Annotated in this window: 18 protein-coding genes; 9 read left to right on the top strand and 9 right to left on the bottom strand. The window is 69.9% G+C overall.

The window, feature by feature from the left end; genetic code table 11:
• Positions 1 to 9 precede the first annotated feature (9 nt).
• The 5 genes from trpD (at position 10) to ACODSY_RS08395 (ending at position 4360) form a co-directional block, all read left to right on the top strand.
• Complete coding sequence (gene trpD / locus ACODSY_RS08415) at positions 10 to 1023, top strand: anthranilate phosphoribosyltransferase (RefSeq protein ID WP_488951267.1); 1014 nt, start codon at positions 10 to 12, stop codon at positions 1021 to 1023.
• Positions 1020 to 1799 (top strand): indole-3-glycerol phosphate synthase TrpC, encoded by a 780-nt coding sequence (gene trpC, locus ACODSY_RS08410; RefSeq protein WP_488951266.1) that lies wholly within the window; start codon positions 1020 to 1022, stop codon positions 1797 to 1799. Before trpD ends, trpC begins: the two co-directional genes overlap by 4 nt.
• A 156-nt stretch (positions 1800 to 1955) precedes the next feature.
• Positions 1956 to 2645 carry a transcriptional repressor LexA gene (lexA, locus tag ACODSY_RS08405; RefSeq protein WP_488951265.1) on the top strand — a complete coding sequence of 230 codons (690 nt, stop codon included), beginning with the start codon at positions 1956 to 1958 and terminating at the stop codon, positions 2643 to 2645.
• A 268-nt stretch (positions 2646 to 2913) separates the two neighbouring features.
• On the top strand, positions 2914 to 3492 hold the full coding sequence (locus ACODSY_RS08400; protein WP_488951264.1) for an RNA polymerase sigma factor: 579 nt from the start codon (positions 2914 to 2916) through the stop codon (positions 3490 to 3492).
• Positions 3485 to 4360: an ankyrin repeat domain-containing protein gene (locus tag ACODSY_RS08395; RefSeq protein ID WP_488951263.1), complete on the top strand. Its 876-nt coding sequence runs from the start codon at positions 3485 to 3487 to the stop codon at positions 4358 to 4360. The genes ACODSY_RS08400 and ACODSY_RS08395 overlap by 8 nt, the downstream gene beginning before the upstream one ends.
• A gap of 12 nt (positions 4361 to 4372) precedes the next feature.
• Here the strand turns inward: ACODSY_RS08395 and ACODSY_RS08390 are convergent, their stop codons facing one another.
• Both ACODSY_RS08390 and ACODSY_RS08385 read right to left on the bottom strand, forming a co-directional pair.
• Complete coding sequence (locus ACODSY_RS08390) at positions 4373 to 4651, bottom strand: ASCH domain-containing protein (RefSeq protein WP_488951262.1); 279 nt, start codon at positions 4649 to 4651, stop codon at positions 4373 to 4375.
• The gene (locus ACODSY_RS08385; protein WP_488951261.1) at positions 4648 to 6804 is read right to left on the bottom strand and encodes a ComEC/Rec2 family competence protein; all 2157 of its coding nucleotides are present in this window, start codon (positions 6802 to 6804) and stop codon (positions 4648 to 4650) included. The genes ACODSY_RS08390 and ACODSY_RS08385 overlap by 4 nt, the downstream gene beginning before the upstream one ends.
• Before the next feature lie 80 nt (positions 6805 to 6884).
• On the opposite strand from ACODSY_RS08385, the gene ACODSY_RS08380 reads away from it, so the two are divergent.
• From ACODSY_RS08380 to ACODSY_RS08365, 4 genes are all read left to right on the top strand, one after another.
• Positions 6885 to 7652, top strand: a complete 768-nt coding sequence (locus ACODSY_RS08380) for a PEPxxWA-CTERM sorting domain-containing protein (RefSeq protein ID WP_488951260.1) — start codon at positions 6885 to 6887, stop codon at positions 7650 to 7652.
• Between the two features lie 110 nt (positions 7653 to 7762).
• The gene (gene gltX, locus ACODSY_RS08375; RefSeq protein ID WP_488951259.1) at positions 7763 to 9172 is read left to right on the top strand and encodes a glutamate--tRNA ligase; all 1410 of its coding nucleotides are present in this window, start codon (positions 7763 to 7765) and stop codon (positions 9170 to 9172) included.
• A gap of 54 nt (positions 9173 to 9226) precedes the next feature.
• A complete protein-coding gene (gene gltA / locus ACODSY_RS08370; RefSeq protein WP_488951258.1) occupies positions 9227 to 10507 on the top strand; it encodes a citrate synthase in 1281 nt (426 codons plus the stop codon).
• Between the two features lie 91 nt (positions 10508 to 10598).
• Positions 10599 to 10928: a hypothetical protein gene (locus ACODSY_RS08365; protein ID WP_488951257.1), complete on the top strand. Its 330-nt coding sequence runs from the start codon at positions 10599 to 10601 to the stop codon at positions 10926 to 10928.
• On the opposite strand, the gene lpxB is transcribed toward ACODSY_RS08365, so the two are convergent.
• From lpxB to bamA, 7 genes are read right to left on the bottom strand one after another with little or no spacing between them, the layout of a single operon-like run.
• A complete protein-coding gene (gene lpxB, locus ACODSY_RS08360) occupies positions 10925 to 12088 on the bottom strand; it encodes a lipid-A-disaccharide synthase (protein WP_488951256.1) in 1164 nt (387 codons plus the stop codon). The genes ACODSY_RS08365 and lpxB overlap by 4 nt on opposite strands.
• Positions 12085 to 12924 carry a UDP-2,3-diacylglucosamine diphosphatase gene (gene lpxI, locus ACODSY_RS08355; protein ID WP_488951255.1) on the bottom strand — a complete coding sequence of 280 codons (840 nt, stop codon included), beginning with the start codon at positions 12922 to 12924 and terminating at the stop codon, positions 12085 to 12087. The genes lpxB and lpxI overlap by 4 nt, the downstream gene beginning before the upstream one ends.
• A 4-nt stretch (positions 12925 to 12928) precedes the next feature.
• Positions 12929 to 13726 (bottom strand): acyl-ACP--UDP-N-acetylglucosamine O-acyltransferase, encoded by a 798-nt coding sequence (gene lpxA, locus ACODSY_RS08350; RefSeq protein WP_488951254.1) that lies wholly within the window; start codon positions 13724 to 13726, stop codon positions 12929 to 12931.
• Between the two features lie 4 nt (positions 13727 to 13730).
• Entirely contained in the window at positions 13731 to 14201 is a 471-nt protein-coding gene (fabZ, locus tag ACODSY_RS08345) for a 3-hydroxyacyl-ACP dehydratase FabZ (RefSeq protein ID WP_488951253.1), read from the bottom strand.
• Positions 14198 to 15214, bottom strand: a complete 1017-nt coding sequence (gene lpxD / locus ACODSY_RS08340) for a UDP-3-O-(3-hydroxymyristoyl)glucosamine N-acyltransferase (RefSeq protein WP_488951252.1) — start codon at positions 15212 to 15214, stop codon at positions 14198 to 14200. Before lpxD ends, fabZ begins: the two co-directional genes overlap by 4 nt.
• Positions 15215 to 15254: 40 nt before the next feature.
• Positions 15255 to 15920, bottom strand: a complete 666-nt coding sequence (locus ACODSY_RS08335; protein WP_488951251.1) for an OmpH family outer membrane protein — start codon at positions 15918 to 15920, stop codon at positions 15255 to 15257.
• Positions 15921 to 15925: 5 nt separating this feature from the next.
• Positions 15926 to 18364: an outer membrane protein assembly factor BamA gene (bamA, locus tag ACODSY_RS08330; RefSeq protein WP_488951250.1), complete on the bottom strand. Its 2439-nt coding sequence runs from the start codon at positions 18362 to 18364 to the stop codon at positions 15926 to 15928.
• Positions 18365 to 18380 lie beyond the last annotated feature (16 nt).

Below are 18380 nucleotides of genomic sequence, written 5' to 3'. Positions count from 1 at the left end.
CCCAGCCGCATGTCCGACGCCTTCAAGCCGCTTCTCTCGCGCCTCGCCGACGGCGGCACGCTGTCGGAGGACGACGCCGGCGAATTCTTCGCCGCCTGCCTGCGTGGCGAGCCCACGCCAGCCCAGGTGGGCGCCGCGCTCACCGCCATGCGCATGCGCGGCGAAACCCTGGGCGAGATCACCGCCTGCGCGCGCTCGATGCGCCGCGCCGCGATCCACCTCGAACCGCCCTACCCCACGATCGACGTCTGCGGCACCGGCGGCGACGGCCTGCACACGCTCAACATTTCGACCGCCGTGGGCTTCGTGGCCGCGGGCGGTGGGCTGAAGGTGGCCAAACACGGCAACCGCGCGCTGTCGTCCAAGTCTGGCGGCGCCGACGTGCTGTCGGAGCTGGGCGTGGCCATCGACCCCGGCGCGGAACGCCAGCTCAAGGCGCTGGACGAGGCCAACATCTGCTTCCTCTACGCCCCGGCCCACAACGGCGCGATGCGGCACGTCTCGCCGATCCGCCAGGAGCTGGGCTTCCGCACCATCTTCAACCTGCTCGGCCCGCTGACCAATCCGGCGGGCGCCAGGCGTCAGGTCGTGGGCGTCTTCGCCGAGCGCTGGGTGGCGCCGCTGGCCCAGGTGCTGGGCGCCCTGGGCTCGGAACGGGCCTGGGTGGTCCACGGCGGCGGCATGGACGAGATGTGCACCACGGGCGAGACCAGCGTCGCCGAGTTCCGCGAGGGGCAGGTGCGCCTGTTCACCGTCACCCCCGAGGCCGTCGGCCTGAAGCGCGCGGCGCTGGCCGATCTCACGGGGGGTACGCCCGCCCAGAACGCCGAGGCCTTGCGCAGCCTGCTCAAGGGCCAACCCGGCGCCTATCGCGACATCGTCCTCCTCAACGCCGCTGCGGCCTTCCTGGTGGGCGACCGGGTCGAGACCTTGCGCGAGGGCGTCGAATTGGCCGGCCAGGTCATCGACGACGGCCGCGCCCAGGCTGCGCTGGACAAGCTGGTCCAGATCACCAGCCCATGAGCGACATCCTCGACCGGATCGCCGCCTACAAGCGCGAGGACGTGGCCGTCCGGAAGGCCGCGCGCCCGGCTGTGGCCACCGACGCGGCCTCCCCGCCCCGAGGCTTCCGCGCCGCCCTGGAGCGCGCGCATGCGCCCGGCCGCCTGGCCCTGATCGCCGAGATCAAGAAGGCGTCCCCGTCGAAAGGCCTCATCCGGGCCGACTTCGATCCGCCGGCGCTCGCCCGCGCCTATGAGGCCGGTGGGGCGGCCTGCCTGTCGGTTCTAACCGATGCGCCTAGCTTCCAGGGCGCGGACAGCTTCCTGACCGCCGCCCGCGACGCCGTCTCGCTGCCCTGTATCCGCAAGGACTTCCTGGTCGACGCCTGGCAGGTGGCCGAGAGCCGGGCGCTGGGCGCCGACGCCATCCTGGTGATCCTGGCTATGGTCGACGACGCCCTCGCCGCGGACCTGATGTCCGAGGCCCACCGCCTGGGCATGGACGCCCTCGTCGAGGTGCACGACGAGGCCGAGATGGCCCGGGCCGGCGCGTTGGGCGCCGACCTGGTGGGCGTCAACAATCGCGACCTCCGAACCTTTACGGTCGACTTGGCGATTACTGAAAGGCTGGCTGCCAGCGCGCCCGTTGGCGCGCTGCTGGTGACCGAAAGCGGCCTCTTCAGCGCCGCCGACGCCGCCCGCCTTGAGCGCTCCGGCGCCAAGGCGATGCTCGTCGGCGAGAGCCTTATGCGCCAGGACGACGTGGCGGGCGCCACCCGAGCCCTCCTCGGCGCTTAACGATCCGACTCACCGAGTCGCCGCAACCGTAACCGCCATTCCCTATCGGATTGGATTTGTTCCGTTTTCCGCGCGGCAACCCTGTAACTTGACATTAATGCGGAACACCTGGAGAACATCCACAGACGTTTGTGATTTGTTCTTCGAGGCCCCGCAATGCTCACGCGCAAGCAACATGAACTTCTCATGTTCATTCACGAACGGATCAAGGAAACGGGCGTCTCGCCGTCGTTCGACGAAATGAAGGAAGCTCTGGACCTGGCGTCCAAGTCCGGCATCCACCGGCTGATCACGGCGCTGGAGGAGCGGGGATTCCTGCGCCGGCTGCCCCATCGGGCCCGCGCCCTCGAAGTGGTGAAGCTGCCGCAGCAGGCCACCGCGGCGGCGCCGCCCAAGGGCCGCGCTCCGTTCAAGCCCCAGTTCGTCGAGGCCGGGACGGCTGTCCCCGCCGCCGCCAACGACACCCGCGAGCTGCCGATCCTGGGCCGCATCGCCGCCGGTACGCCCATCGAGGCGATCCAGCAGGAGCGCGACCGGATCCCGGTGCCCGAGACCATCCTGGGCGCGGGGGAACACTTCGTCCTCGAGATCGCCGGCGACTCCATGATCAACGCCGGCATCCTGGACGGCGACTTCGTGGTCATCCGCCGCACCGACAGCGCGGTCTCCGGCGACATCGTCGTGGCCCTGGTCGATGGCGAAGAGGCCACCCTGAAGCGCCTGCGCAAGAAGGGCGCATCCATCGCCCTGGAGGCCGCCAACCCCTCCTACGAAACCCGCATCTTCGGCCCCGACCGCGTCTCGGTGCAGGGCAAGCTGGTCGGCCTCATCCGCCGCTACCACTAGGGAATGGCGCGCCGCCGCGACACGATCGCGGCGGGTGCTGCAGAAAGATCCGACGCGTCCAACCCCGTCCGCGGGGATGCTGCGTAGAGCGTCATGCAAGGCCCAGGAGGCGCGCATGACGACGAAGACGATGATGCTGGCGCTGCGGCGCCCAGCGTACGAGGGGCGCCGGCCCCTGCCATTTCCCGCCGGGGGCGGCTATGTGCCGAATCCGCCAGGCTTGCCTTAGCCTTCGCGCCCGACCGTGCAAACGCTAGGCTTGGCCTTGATGGAGACGGACGCCGGAGACGACGCTGCGCTGCTATGTCGGCACGCCGCCGGCGATCCGCTCGCGTTCGGCCAGCTCTACGACCGGCATGACCGAGCCTGCTTCCGCTTCATCCGCCGCCTGCTGGGCGCCGCGCATGGTGATGCGGCTGAGGACCTCCACCAGGAGACCTGGATCGCGATAGCGAGGAACGCCGGCGCTTTCGATCCCGGCAAGTCGAGCTTCCCCGCATGGCTCTTCACCATCGCGCGCCGCAAGGTGTGGGATCACTTTCGGCGCCAGAAGGTCGCCCTTCTCGCGGCGTTTCGGGAGGATGCGGCCATGAGCGTTTCCGACCCGGGCCAGACGCCCCTGGAGCAGGTCCAGTCGCGCGAACTGGCGCAGGAGATCGTCGCCGCCGTCGACGCGCTGCCGCCCGAACAGCGGGGAGCCTTCATCATGTTCGCCGACGCTGGCCTGTCGCTGGAGGAGATCGCCCAGATCACCGGCGTTGCCGTGGAGACCGCCAAGAGCCGGCTGCGTTACGCCCGCGCGAAACTGCGGCAATCCCTGGCGCGAGAGAGGGCAGCCAATGTCTGACCGCGACGCGCTGGACCCGATCGATAAGGCCTATGGCGAGGCCGAAGCCCTGCTGCACGACGAGGCCGCCCGCGCGGCGCGGCGGGCACGCGTACTGGCCGCGGTGGCCGAGGCGCCGGCAGAACCGCGCACCGCTCCGCCGACACGGCGCGCGTGGCGGTACGGCGGCGCGCTGGCGGCGGCCAGCGTCGCGGGCCTGAGCGTGCTGATCGCCACCCAGATCCGCCCGCCGGTGTCGACCGAGAATCCGGTCCGAGCCGCCCCCACGGTCGTGCGGCCTCCGACGATGCAGCCGCCCACGACGGCGACATCGCACCTCGCGGACATTCAGAAGGCGCCGGAGCGGGTGTCGCGCGCGCCGGAGCCGGCGGTCGACACCCTGCCGGGTCCCGCGGCCGGGAACGTCCCACCGCGGCCCAGCCCGCCACCGCCGCCGCCGCCGCCGCCGCCGAGTCTGGCCCCAGCGCCCCCGCCTCAGGCCCCGCCCGCGCCCCTGCCCAGGGAAGAAGGCCTGTCGGAGGTCGTCGTCACCGGCTCGCGGATCGCGCCGCCGGAGGCCCGCGTCGCGGCCGCCCGGACCGCGACTCCGGACCGGCTGGGCGCGAGGCTCCGCGCGGCCGCCGCACGCGGGCGGACCGCTGAACTCGCCGCGCTCCTCGAGCAGGGCGCACCCGTCGACGCGGCGGACGACGACGGCGACACGGCCTTGTTGAAGGCCGTGCGGAGCCGCCGTCCGGATGCGGTCGCGCTGCTGCGTCGCCATGGCGCCGATGCCGGCCTGCGGAACCACGCGGGCCAGTCCGCGCGGGATCTCGCGGCGTCGATTGGCGACCCCGAGCTCCAGCGTGCGCTCGACCCGGATCGATGAGCCCGCCCCGCTTCAGCCCGGCACGAAGACGAAGTCCACGAGGAACACTCGTTCGCCGCGCCCGTGGCGCGCGGTCTCCAGGAGGGCGGCTAGGGAGGCGAAGCCCCCTTCCCGCGCCGTCGCCTCGGTGACGTCCGCCAAGTCGATCTCCTGCAGCCGGGTGACCTCTATGTGGCCGTCGAGCAAACGGTAGCGCCCGCCGACCTTCACCCGCGGCGTCAGCCAGATGCGCACGCTGGTGGTGATCTCGCCTGAGCGGACGCGCTCGCGGAGCGGCTTGGCGAACATCATCGCGGGTCGTATCCCCAGGTCCAGGGCCGTCGGCCCCGCAGATCCTGCGCCCACACGATGCGCCAGCCCGCGGCCTGTCTGTAGAGCTCGGCCGATCCGCCGCGTGCGAAGTCGTCGCCGGTCAGCACGAGCGGTGCAGCGCACGTCTCCGGCCTGAAGTCGTTGCGCAGGATGACCACGTCCGACCTGCCGCACAGGGCGTCCAGCCGGCCCGGCTTCAGGGCCCGCTTGAGGTTCCAGGCGGCGGCCAGTCTGACGGGCGCCGCGGGCTTCGGCGCGCAGCTCCAAGCGTCGCATTCGAAACGCAAGTCGCGCTCGGCCTCGCTCGGCAGCGGGGTCAGGCCCCGCCGCCGCGACCACAGCTCGGCGCCGAACAGCTTCACGTCGGGCCGCAGCAACACGGCCTGCCGGCCCTCGCGAACGGCCACCGCTGCGCCGTCGGCCGAGACCCAGACATCCGGAGCCGGGGGCCGTGGCGCCCACAGGATCGCCAGCGCCAGCGGAAGGCCCGCCCACCGTAGCGGGCCGCGCCAAAGGCATACGAACAGCAGGCCTAGGAAGCTGGCGGGCAGCACCCAGTCCGGCGCGCTGGCGATAACGATCTGGGCGCGGGGGGCCGCGGCCGTCCACGCGGCCACCTGGTTCATCAGCCCGATGGACCATCCCGCCACCTCCAGCGGCGCCTGCCCAAGGCCAAGCGGCGTCAGCGCCGCGCCGAGCGCGAGGCCCGGCATCATCAGGAACGACGAGATGGGCGCCACGGCCAGGTTGGCGAACAGTCCCCAAGTCGAGACCCGGTTGAAGTGCTGGATTGCGAACGGGCCGGTGGCCAGGCCGGCCACGAAGCTCACCGCGATACTCGCCGCGGTCCAGGTCAACGTCGCCTGGACCGCGCGGATCGGCCAGGGCACGTCGATCTCCTTCACCGGCCGTGGCCAGATCTCGGCCAGCGCCACCAGCGCGGCGGTGGCGGCGAACGACATCTGGAAGCCCGGCTCGGTGACCGCCTCCGGCTGGATGAGGAGCACGCCCATGGCCGCGAGCGCCAGGGCGTGCAGGCTGATGGCCTGGCGGTCCACCAGGATCGCCGCAAACGCCACCGCCGCGGTGATCGCGGCCCGCTCGGCCGGCGGCGGCGCGCCCGACAGCAACAGATAGCCGCCCACAGCGGCGAGCCCGACCAACGCCGCGATCTTCTTGCCTGGCGCGCGCAGCGCCAGCCAGGGCCACGCCGCCACCGCAAGCCGCGCGGCGGCGAAGGCGAAGCCGCCGACGATCGCCATATGCAGCCCGCTGATCGAGATGATGTGCGCCAGGCCGGCGGCCCGCAGGTTGTCGACCTGCTCGCGCGGGATGAAGGCCTCGTGGCCCGTGGTCATGGCCGCCGCCAATCCGCCGGTCTCTGGCCCCAGGGCCGCAACGATCCGCTGGGTCAGCGCCCAGCGCGTGGCGTTCACCGCCATGGCCAGCCGCAACCGCCAGGGCGCCGGGGCCGCGGCGGGCACGACCTCAGGCTCGCGCAGGGCGAGGCCCACCGCGCCGACGCTCTCGAAATAGGCGTCACGCGCGAAGTCGTACGAGCCCGGGCTGGCCGGGGGCGGTGGCGGATTGACGATGGCCAGCAGCCGGACGACCTGGCCAGGTCTCGGCAACGGCATGCCCGGCCGCAAGGTCACACGCGACCGGATCGGCGTCGCCCGAACGTCCCAGTCGCCGACACGGATCGGCGCCAGCAGCAGCCGCTGGCCGCTCTCGCCCGGCTGGGCGATATCGACCACCCAGGCCTCGATGGGCTGCGGCCGCGCGCCGGCCTGCGCCACGGGCGCCTTCACCGCCTCGGTCCTGAGCTTGGCCACCGCGAACCCGGCGAGGGCGCAGGCCGACAGCACCAGCGCCATGGTTGTCCACCGCCAGACGCTCCAGCGGGTGGCGATCAGCAGGACGAACGCGAGCGGCAACAGCGCCCAGGCCACCCAGGCCTGAGGCTCGCGCAGCAGGCCGAAGTAGAGCGCGCAGCCACAGCCCAGCGCCACGGGCGTCCACAGCGTCCAGCGGTCGGCCTGCGCCTCAATCTGGTCGGCCAGCCAGGCTCCCAGCCGCGATCGCGCCGCTGGCCTGTCCTCGAACGGCGCCTCGGAAATTCCGACACTCACGCAGTCAATGTCCCCACACCGGCCCGCAGCTTGCAGCAATCGGCCCGGAGAGGCCACGTCGGCCTCGTGGGGACAGTCCAATGTTTCGTTTCGCTACGTTCGCGGCCGCGACGGCCGCCGCACTCGCGCTCGCCGCACCGGCCTCCGCCGCCGTGACCTTCAACTTCGGCGGCGCCAACACCACCCTGGCCACGGGTGCGGCTCTGACCCAGACCCAGGGCGGCATCACCGTCTCGGCGACGGGCTACAGCTTCGCGGCCAGCCCGGCGAACTTCCAGACGCTGATGAACGGCCAGAACGCCGCGACGGTCCTCAGCAGCCTGACCGCCAAGCAGATCCGGCGCGAGGCGACGGGCATCGGCGTCTGCTGGCCGGGTGAAGCGGGCAACCAGTGCAATCAGGTCGACGCCGATGGCACCAACGAGATCCTGCGCATCTCCGTGTCGCAGGGCGTCTCGCTGATCTCCGCGACCTTCGACCGGGTCGACAACAACGACACGCTGAAGCTCTACGGCGTCACCCTAGACGGCAAGCTGCAGCACCTGGGCTATGGCGGCATCTTCGACGGCTCCGGCACGACCATGGGCATCACCGGCGCCAACGGCGGCGCCTGGCTCAGCGGCACGGGCGACGACCAAGTCTACAAGGTCACGCTCAACACGGCCGGCTACAAGGAATTCTGGTTCGGCAACAACAACGACGCCGCCGACGGCTATCGCCTCGATTCCATTACCCTCGCCCCGGCGCCGGAGCCGGGAACCTGGGCCCTGATGATCATGGGCTTCGGGCTCGCGGGTTCGGCCCTGCGCCGCCGCGGCCCCGTCCTGGCCCGCGCCAAGCTCCAGTAAGTGTAAGCGTACGCGTACCGACGCCGCCGTGGCTCCCCGCCGCGGCGGCGTTTCCTTTTCGAGGCGCCGTGGTAAGAGGCCGGCCCCATAGCGCCCTTGCAGATCCTCCGATGACCGACCGACCCGTCCGCACCCGCATCGCCCCCTCGCCCACCGGCATGATGCACATCGGCACCGCGCGGACCGCGCTGTTCAACTTCCTCTACGCGCGCCACACCGGCGGCCAGTTCCTGATCCGCATCGAGGACACCGACCGCGAACGCTCCACCGAGGCCAACGTCCAAGTGATCTTCGAGGGCATGAAGTGGCTGGGCCTCGAGGCGGATGAGCCGCCGGTCTTCCAGTTCGCCCGCGCCGACCGACACCGCGAGGCGGTGGCCGAGATGCTGGAGCGTGGCCAGGCCTATCGCGATTACATGACCGCCGAGGAGCTGGAGGCCGAGCGCGAGGCCGCCCGCGCTGAGGGCCGCGTGGTCCGCTCGCCCTGGCGCGACGCCGACCCCTCGACCTGGCCGGATCGGCCCTATGCCGTGCGCCTGAAGAGTCCGCTGGAGGGCGAGACCGTCGTGGCCGACGCGGTGAAGGGCGACGTGACCTTCCAGAACGCCAGCCTGGACGACCTGATCCTGCTGCGCTCGGACGGTAACCCCACCTATAACCTCGCCGTGGTGGTCGACGACCACGACATGGGGATCACCCACGTCATCCGCGGCGACGACCACCTGAACAACGCCGCGCGCCAGACGGTGATCTACAAGGCGCTGGGCTGGGAAGTCCCCGTCTGGGCGCACCTGCCGCTGATCCACGGACCGGATGGCGCGAAGCTCAGCAAGCGCCACGGCGCCCAGGCGGTCAGCGAATTCGACGACATGGGCTACCTGCCCGAGACCATGCGCAACTACCTCGCCAAGCTGGGTTGGGGCCATGGCGACGACGAGATCTTCTCGGACGCCCAGGCGATCGCCTGGTTCGACGTCATCGATGTGGTCAGCGCGCCGGCTCGCCTCGACTGGGCGAAGCTGAACCACCTCAACAATCACTACATCCGTCAAGCCGAGCCGGCCCGGCTGGCCGCCCTGGTCGCGCGGATCCTCGAGAGCCGCGACGTGAAGCTGCGCCAGGGCGATCTGACCCTGATCGAGCGCACCATCCCCTTCGTCCGTGACGGCGCCAAGACGACGCTGGAACTCGCCGACGCCGTGCTCTTCGTGCTGAAAGCGCGCCCGCTGGAGCTGCCCGAGAAGACCCGCGGCCAGCTCGCCGAGGACGAGATGCGCGGGCGCTTCACCCGCCTACGCGCTGCGCTTGCGAACGTCGGCGCCTGGGGCGTGCCTGGCCTCGAGGGCGCCCTGAAGCAGTTCGCGGAGTCGGAAGGCGTCGGACTGGGGAAATTCGGTCCGCAACTTCGGTCGGTTCTCTCGGGCGGCGCGCCCGCCCCCGACCTCGCCGGAGCCATGACCGCGCTCGGTCGCGACGAGAGCCTCGGGCGCATCGACGACGCACTTTCCCTTGGGTCGTAAAGGGGTATAAGCGCCCCAACAGTTGTTTCATCTCGCAGCCGCGAAGGGGGTCATATGGCCGATACGGCGAAATTCGAAATCGACGGCAAGTCGGTCAGCCTGCCGGTGCAGCGCGGCACCGATGGTCCCGCGGTCGTCGACATCCGCAAGCTCTACGCGGAAGCCGACGTCTTCACCTACGATCCGGGTTTCACCTCGACGGCCTCCTGCGAGAGCAAGATCACCTTCATCGATGGCGACAAGGGCGTGCTGCTGCACCGCGGCTACCCGATCGACCAGCTGGCCGAGAAGTCCAGCTTCCTCGAGGTCTGCTACCTGCTGCTGCACGGCGAGCTGCCGACCGCCAGCGAGTTCGCCGAGTTCGACAAGAACATCACGTACCACACCATGGTGCATGAGCAATTCGACCGCTTTTTCCAAGGCTTCCGTCGGGATGCTCACCCGATGGCGATCATGTGCGGCGCGGTCGGCGCCATGTCGGCCTTCTACCACGACAGCACCGACATCGACGATCCGGAACAGCGGATGATCTCCGCCCACCGGCTGATCGCCAAGATGCCGACGATCGCCGCCCGGGCCTTCAAGTACTCGCGCGGCCAGCCGTTCGTGTATCCGCGCAACGACCTCTCCTACGCCGAGAACTTCCTGCGCATGTGCTTCTCGGTCCCGGCCGAGGACTGGAAGCCCAATCCGGTCCTGACGCGCGCGATGGACCGCATCTTCATCCTGCACGCCGACCACGAGCAGAACGCCTCGACCTCGACCGTCCGCCTCGCGGGGTCGTCGGGGGCCAACCCGTTCGCCTGCATCGCGGCCGGCATCGCCTCGCTCTGGGGCCCGAAGCACGGCGGCGCGAACGAAGAAGCGCTCAACATGCTCAAGGAGATCGGCACCGTCGATCGCATCCCTGAGTTCGTCCAGGGCGTGAAGGACCGCCGCTACCTGCTGATGGGCTTCGGCCACCGGGTCTACAAGAACTACGACCCGCGCGCGAAGGTGATGCAGCAGGCCTGCCACGAGGTGCTGGCGGAAGTCGGCCACGGCGACGACCCGCTGCTGAAGGTGGCGATGGAGCTGGAAAAGATCGCGCTCAACGATCCGTTCTTCATCGAGCGCAAGCTCTACCCGAACGTCGACTTCTACTCGGGCATCACCCTGCGCGCCCTGGGCTTCCCGCCCGAGATGTTCACGGTGCTGTTCGCCCTGGCCCGCACCGTGGGCTGGATCTCGCAGTGGAAGGAAATGATCGAGGATCCGTCGCAGAAGATCGGCCGTCCGCGCCAGATCTACACGGGCGCGCCGCTCCGCGATTACGCCCCGGTCGACAAGCGCTAAAGAACGCCGTTCTCGTAAAGGTTGCGCTTTGGCGCAGGACTCCTAGGATGATCGGGCCGCGCATGCGGCTCGGTCATCCAGGGAGGCAGCCATGCCTGTCATGGCGATCTACGAGCGTCAGGACGTCTCGTCTCAGCTTTACAACCAGTATCGGGCCCTTGTGCCCTTGGACACCGCCCCGCTCGGTGCGCTGGTCCATGCCTATGGCCGTGAAGGCCCGGGCTTCGTCACGGTCGATGTCTGGGAAAGCCGCGACGCGCTCGATCGCTTCATCGCAGAGCGCATCAAGCCGGCGTGCCGTGCCCTCGACGTCGAGTTCGAGGAGCCCCGGATCGTCGAACTGGAAACGTTCCGAGCAACCCCGGCCGCCACGGCGCAGAAGCACCTCCTGCCGTTCGTACGGACGCTGACGCCCGCCTAGCGGGAGACCAGATCTAGGATCGCGGCGGCCGCGGCCTCGCTGGGGTCAGGACCGCCACGGCCCATCTTCAGCAGTGCTTCCGACTGCCGCGCCACCTGGCGCCGGCGAAGGTCGACGTCGTCCAGCCGCAAGGCGATTTCGCGCGCCAGAGCCTCGCCGTTGCAGTCGTCCTGGATCAGCTCGGGCGCCACGAAGTCCCGGGCCGCGATGTTGAACAAGGTCACCCACTTGGTGCGGATCAGCCGCTTCAGGATGGCGTAGGTCACCGGCGCGAGCCGATAGCCCACGACCATCGGGCAGCCGGCCACGGCCAGCTCCGTGGTGACGGTCCCGGAACAGGCCAGCGCCACCGTCGCGGCCTTCATGGCGTCGCGCTTGGCGCCCTCGCCCTCCACCACATGCGCCCGGTGCGGCCAGCCGGCGACACGCGCTTTCACCAGGTCGGCGACCGTCGGCGCGGCGGGAACGACCACGTGCAGGCCGGGGCGCTCGGCCTTCAGACGCTGCACCGCGTCCTCGAACGGCGGCAGGACGCGCTCGATTTCGGACGGGCGACTGCCCGGCAGGACCAGCAGGATCGGATCATCCGGCCCCGCCCCGATCTCGCCCCGCAGCCGCGCCGGGTCGGCGGCGCCGAAGTCCATCGCGAGGGTGGAATCCCCGACCAGGACGGTGCGCAGGCCCTCCTTCTCGAACAGCGGCGCGTCGAAGGCATGGATGGTGAGCAGCAGGTCGAAAGCCTGCGCCGCCGTCCGCGCGCGCTCCGGCCGCGACGCCCAGACCTGCGGCGCCACGTATTTCACCAGCGGCAGCCGGGGATCCAGCCGGCGCAGGCGTTGCGCCACCCGTAGCGTGAAGCCCCAGGAGTCGATCAGGACGGCCACGTCGGGCTTCTCGCGCGCGGCCAGCGCGGCCGTCTCATCGGCCCGTCGCACGACCTTGCGCCAGGCCAACAGGCCCTCCAGCAGGCCGAAGATCGAGAGGTCGGCGATGTCGAAGGGGCTCTCCACGCCCTCTGCGCGCATCTTGGCCCCGCCGACGCCCACGAACCGGACGCCCGCGCCCAGGCGCCGCTTCAACGCGCGCGCCAGACCGGCCCCGCGGTCGTCGCCCGAGGCCTCGGCCGCCACCAGCATCACGGTGAGCGGCCGCCCGCTCATCCCGCGTCGTGCTCGACGCCCAGGATGAACACGCCCAACTCGTCGGCCAGCGCGATCACCGCCTCCCGGTCGAGCACCAGCAGCCGGCCCGCCTCGCCGACGATGCCCGCCAGCCCCGCGCGCGCCACGCCCTGGACGGTGGCCAGGCCGATGGTGGGCAGGTCCACCCGCGTTTCCTGGATCGGCTTGGGCGCCTTGGCCAGCACACCCATGCCGGCTCCCGGTCGGCCGCGAAGGTGCCCGGGCAGCTCGGCCACCCGCTTCAGCAGCGCGTCGGTCCCCTCCTGGGCCTCGACGGCCAGCACCAACCCGTGCGCCACCACGGCCGCCTGCCCCACGTCCAGCGCCCCGATGGCGCGCGCCACCTTCAACGCCCGCTCCGCATCGGTCAGGTCGTCGCCCGACGGCTTGTGCACGCCCAGCACGCCGGCCGGGAGGGAGAGGTCCTCCATGACATCGTGCGCGCCCTCAACGGCGAAACCTTCCTTCTCGAACTCGCCGACCAGCAGCCGCAGCAGGGCGTCGTCGCCCTTGCGCGCCGCGGCGACCGCCCTCGGCAAGACCACCAGGCCCCGCAGGTCGGGCACGAGGCTGCTGAAGTCGGGGCGCGCCACATTCCCGGCGAGGCAGATCGAGCGGCAGCCCGCCCGCTTCAGCGCTCGGAAGCACTTGCCCAGCTCGGCGAGGCCCACCTCGGCGCCGGCGTAGGGCGAGAGGTCGGCGCCGGCGAAGCCCTTCAGGCGGATCACGAACAGCGGCCGTCCGGACCGCTCGCAGTGCTGGGCGATCTCCACCGGCAGCGACCCGCCGCCGGCGATCAGGCCGAGCTTCTGCACGGGCCTAGACTTCCCGCTCGGGCAGGCAGAGCGGGCGGCTGGCGTCGGCGCGGATGAAGTCGATGATCTCCATGACCTGCGGCGAGGCCGCATAGGTCTGGGCGGTGTCTTCCAGGCGCTCCTGGAACGTGCCCTCATCGGCGAACAGCAGGCGATAGGCGGCGCGCAGGGTGTTGATCGTGTCGCGGTCGAACCCGCGGCGCTTCAGGCCGACCAGGTTCAGCCCCTCGAGGTGGGCGTGGTTGCCCCAGACCGAGCCGTAAGGAATGACGTCCTTCACGACAGCGGCCAGCCCGCCGATCATGGCGTGCTTGCCGACCCGGCTGAACTGGTGGACCGCCGCCAGCCCGCCGACGATCACGTAGTCTCCGATCTCGCAGTGGCCGCCCAGGGTGGCCTGCTTGGTCAGGATCACGTGGTCGCCGACCGTGCAGTCGTGTCCGACGTGCGACTCGATCATGTAGAAGCCGTCCGACCCCACGCGCGTCACGCCGCCGCCATTGACGGTGCCGATGTTCATCGTCGCGTGTTCGCGGATGATGTTGTTGTCGCCGATCTCCAGCGCCGTCGGCTCGCCCTTGTAAGCCGTGTGCTGCGGCGGCCCGCCCAGGACGGCGAAGGCGTGGACCGTGTTGCCGGCGCCCAGCGTCGTGCGCCCGTCGATCACCACGTGCGAGGCCAGCTTGGTCCCCTCGCCGATCTTGGCGGCAGGCCCGATCACGCAGAACGGCCCGATGCTCACGCCGTCGGCGATCTGGGCGCCGTCGGCGATCACGGCGGTGGGATGGATGTCTTGCGCCAAGGACTCAGGTCTCCACGACCATGGCGGCGAACTCGGCCTCGGCCGCCACCTTGTCGCCCACCAGGCATTGCCCGGCGAACTTGAACACGTCGCCCCGGTGGCGGACCACCTTCACCGGCATCCGCACCACGTCGCCCGGCCGCACCGGGGCGCGGAAGCGGCAGTTGTCGGCCGACATGAAGAAGATCGCCTTGCCGGTTGTATCGACCTCGAGCGACTTCGACATCAGCACGGCGCCGGTCTGGGCCATGGCCTCGATCAGCAGCACGCCGGGCATCACCGGATAGTCCGGAAAATGGCCCTGGAAGAAGGGCTCGTTCACCGTCACGCACTTGATGCCGACGATGGATTCGTTCTGCTTGTACTCTTCGCAGCGATCGACCAGCAGCATCGGAAACCGGTGCGGGATTCGCGCCAGCACCTCGGTGATGTCGATCTGGGTCGGGTCCGCCCCGACCGGAGCCTTGCGCGTCATTGGTCCCCTCCCGCCCTGCGATTCGCCATGCGGGCGAGCCACGCGGTCTCCTTCAGCCAGTGGCGGATCGGCCGCGCGGGCATGCCGCCCCACGTCTCGCCCGCCGGAATGTCCTTCATCACGCCGGCCGCCGCGCCCACGCGCGCGCCGGCGCCGATCGTCACGTGGTCGGCCACGCCGGCCCGGCCGCCGAACTGGGCGCCGTCGCCGATGGTCACGCTGCCCGAAATGCCCGTGTGGGCGGCCATGACGCAGTTACGTCCTATGCGGACGTTGTGGGCGATCTGCACCAGGTTGTCGATCTTGGTGTTCTCGCCGATCACCGTGTCGTCGAAGGCGCCGCGGTCGATCGTGCTGTTCGCGCCGATGGACACGCCGTCCTGGATGATCACCCGCCCCAGCTGGGGAATGTCGATGAGGCCCTTGGGGCCCGCCGTGGCGCCGAAGCCGGGCTCGCCGATCCGCGCGCCGGCCAGGATCTTCACCCGGTCGCCGACCAGCGCGAAGCCGATGGTCACGTTGGGGGCGATATCGCAGTCGCGGCCGATAGCGACGCCGGGACCGATGACGGTGTTGGCGCCGATCCGGGTGCCGCGCCCGATCTGAACGGCCGGCCCGACGACGACTCCTGGACCTAGCACGACGCCGGTCTCCATCATCGCGTCCAAGGCCACGGCCTGGGCTCCCGCGCCGCGCGGGCGGTGCAACCGCTGCGCGGCCATCGCATAGGCGCCTTGCGGATTGGCGCTGGTCAGAACGGCGCAGCCTTCTGGCGCGAAAGCCTCGAGCCCCGGCGGCAGGAAACAGGCGCCCGGCCGCACCTCCGCCAGCGACGCGGCATACTTCCGGTCGGCCAGGAAGGTGATCGTCTCAGGCGTCGCCTGGGCCAGAACGGCCACGCGGCCCACCAGGCGGTCGGCCGCATTCGCATCGGTGAGCACGGCCCCGGTCAGGGTCGCGAGCTCGCCCAGGCGGACCGGGCCGAGATCTTCGAAGAAGCGCGGGTCGGGCATGAATCGCGTTTTAGGCGGACTCGACCCGCGCGTCGTCGGTCTACTTGCGCGGCGGCGTGGCGGCGGGAGCCGCGGCGGCCGCAGGACGGGCCTGCTGGTCGAGGCGTTCGCGCTCGAAGGCGAACTGGGTGATCTTGGCGTTCAGCGCCGTCACGACCGCAGGCGTGATGTCCGACGCGGGGTTGCCCAGGATGATCGAGTTGCGGTTGATCAGCACCGAGCACTGCTTCTGCTGGTAGGCCTGCCGGATCAGGGGCTCCATCTCGACGCCGACGCGATTGATCGCCTTTTGCTCGGTGGCCTGGATCTCCTGGTCGCGCTGCTGGGCCTTGCGCTGCAGGGCGTTGGCGCGAACCTGCAGGGCGGCTGCACGCTGCTCCAGCGTGTTCTGGTCGAGCGTCGCGCGCTGCCCGTCGAGGGCCTTGGCGTCGTTGTCGATCGCGGTCTTCTCGGCGTTCAGCTCGGCATTGACCTGGGCGACCAGTTGCTGGAGCCGGGTGTTGACGTACTTGCCCACCGTCGAGGCGCCGATGGCGTTCTCCACCGACACGATGCAAAGCCCCGGCACGGGCGCGCCGTGGGTCACCGCCGGCGCGGCGGCGGGAGCCGGCGCCGCGGCGGCCGGTTGCTGGGCGAAGGCCGGGGCCGCGCCCGAGAGCGCGAGGGCCACGGCGCTACCCGCCACGGCGAAGATCTTGAAGGTCATGTGTCCTAGAACCTGGTTGAAGTGGAGAACCGGAAGGTTTCTTCCTTGTCGTAGTCTTCCTTGGCCAAAACGCGGCTGAAGTCGAAGCGGATCGGACCCATCGGCGACTTCCAGAAGACGCTGATGCCGGCCGAAGCGCGGAGCGAGAGGTCGTCGCGGATACAGACGTTGCGCGCCCCCGGGGTCGCCAGGTTGGGTATCGTCTTGGTCGGATCCGTCGGGTCGGCGATGCTGGGCTGCAGGCAGTCCACGTCGCCCACCTGGTAGACCTTGTCTTCCTTGTCGAGCTTGCCCAGCGTCCCGAAGTCGCTGAACAGCGCGGCCTTGATCCCGTACTGCTCGGGCAGGAAGGTCGGCACCGTCAGTTCGACCGTCCCGATGGCGTACATCTTGCCGCCCAGGGCGTCCGCGCGCTGCAGCGAGACGTCGCGCGGGCCAATGCCGGCGGTTTCGAAGCCGCGGAAGTTCAGGCCGCCCTTGTAGTAGCGATCGTTGATCCGCACCGAGTCGCCGCCCCAGCCGACGACGTAGCCCGCCGAGCCGGTCAGCGAGAGGATGAAGTCCTTGTTGAACCCGTGGAACCAGCCGCTCTCGAGGTCGGTGCGGACGAAGTTCACGTCGCCGCCCAGGCCGGCGACATCCTGGTTGAAGTCGACGTACCAGCCCCGCGTCGGGTTCAGGTAGTCGTTCCGACGGTCGATCCGGGCGCCGTAGCCGACCAGCGAGGTCAGGAAGGTGCCGACCTGGTCGCAGAACGCTCGGCTGACGATCGCGCCCGAGGTCGGGTCGCAATAGAACGAGTCGATGTCGATCTCGTCCTGGCGCAGCGTGTAGCGAATGGCGCCGCGGCTATCGATGCTGAGCGGGAAGTTGGCCCGCAGCGTGATGCCGTAGGTGGTGGTCTTGTACGCCGAATAGTCCGACAGGTCGTAGCGGTAGCCGTACAGGTCGATGCCGGCCGCCACGTCGCGGTTCAGGAAGCGCGGCTCCGTGAACGAGAAGTCCAGCTGCTGGCGCAGCGAGCCCACCGAGACCCGCGCGCGCACGTCCTGGCCGCGGCCGCGGAAGTTGCGCTGGGTAATGCCCAGGTCCAGCACCAGCTGGTCCACCGACGAATAACCGGCGCTGAACGACAGTTCGCCCGTCGGCTGCTCTTCCACCTTCACCTGCAGCGCGGTGCGGTCGGGCGCCGAGCCCGGCACTTCGCTGATGTCGACGTCCTTGAAGAAGCCCAGCGCGCGGATCTGGCGCTTCGAGCGGTCGACCAGGGCGCGGTTGTAGGCGTCGCCCTCCACCACGCTCATCTCGCGGCGGATCACATAGTCGAGCGTCTGGGTGTTGCCGACGATGTCGATGCGGTCGACGTAGACGCGCGGCCCTTCCCGGACCTGGAAGGTGACGTCCACGGTGCCTTTCTCGCGATCGGGCGTGTAGCGCGGACGGACGTCGACGAACGCGAAGCCCGCGGCGCCGGCGGCGAAGGTCAGGGCGTCGGTCGAGGTCTCAATGGCCTCGTCCTGATACTCCTGGCCGCTGCGGATCGGCACCAGGGCGGTGAGGACTTCCTTGTCCAGCTTCTGGAGCTCGGTCTCGACGGCGATCTTGCCGAACTTGTACCGCGGGCCTTCGTCGACGTTGTACGTCACCACGAAGCCGTTCTTGTCCGGCGCCAGCTCGGCGACCGCCGAAGTCACGCGGAAGTCGTAGTAGCCGCGGTTGCGATAGTGCTTCCGCAGCTGTTCCTTGTCGTACTCGAGGCGGTCCGGATCGTAGTTCGCGTTGCTCGAGAAGAATTTGTACCAGCGGCTCTCCTCGGTCACGACCACGTCGCGCAGGTCGTTGTCCGAGAAGGCCTTGTTGCCGAGGAAGTTGACCGAGAGGATCCCGCTCTTCGGGCCTTCGTCGATCTTGAAGATCAGGTCGACGCGCTTCTGCGGCAGCTCGATGATCTGCGGCGTCACCGTCGCCGAGATCCGGCCCGAGCGTCGATAGAGTTCGACGATGCGCTGGACGTCGCCCTGCACCTTGGCGCGGGTGAAGATGCCGCGCGGGCGCACCGTGACCTCGTCGCGCAGCTTGTCTTCCTTGAGGCCCTTGTTCCCCTCGAAGATCACCCGGTTGATGATCGGGTTTTCCACGACCGTCACGATCAGGTCGCCGTTCTGGAAGTTCACCGACACGTCCGAGAACAGGTCGGTGCGGAACAGCGCCTTGATGGCCAGGTCGAGCTTGGCGGCGTCGACCGTCTCGCCGGGAGAGATCGGCAGGTACGAGACGACGGTGGATTGCTCGATCCGCTCGTTGCCCTGCACCAGGATGCGCTGGATCACACCCCCCTGCGTCTGCTGGGCGGCGGCCACGCCGGGCGCGACAAGAGCGGTTGTGCCCAGCAGTAGGGCAAGACCTGAGGCGAGCGCGGCGCGGGAGGCGCGGGTTCTAAACATCGAATCAGCCGGTTGA

The sequence above is a fragment of the Phenylobacterium sp. FG114 genome (assembly GCF_057809855.1).
Note: the sequence above shows the minus strand (reverse complement) of the source record. Positions and strands in the feature narration are given on the sequence as shown.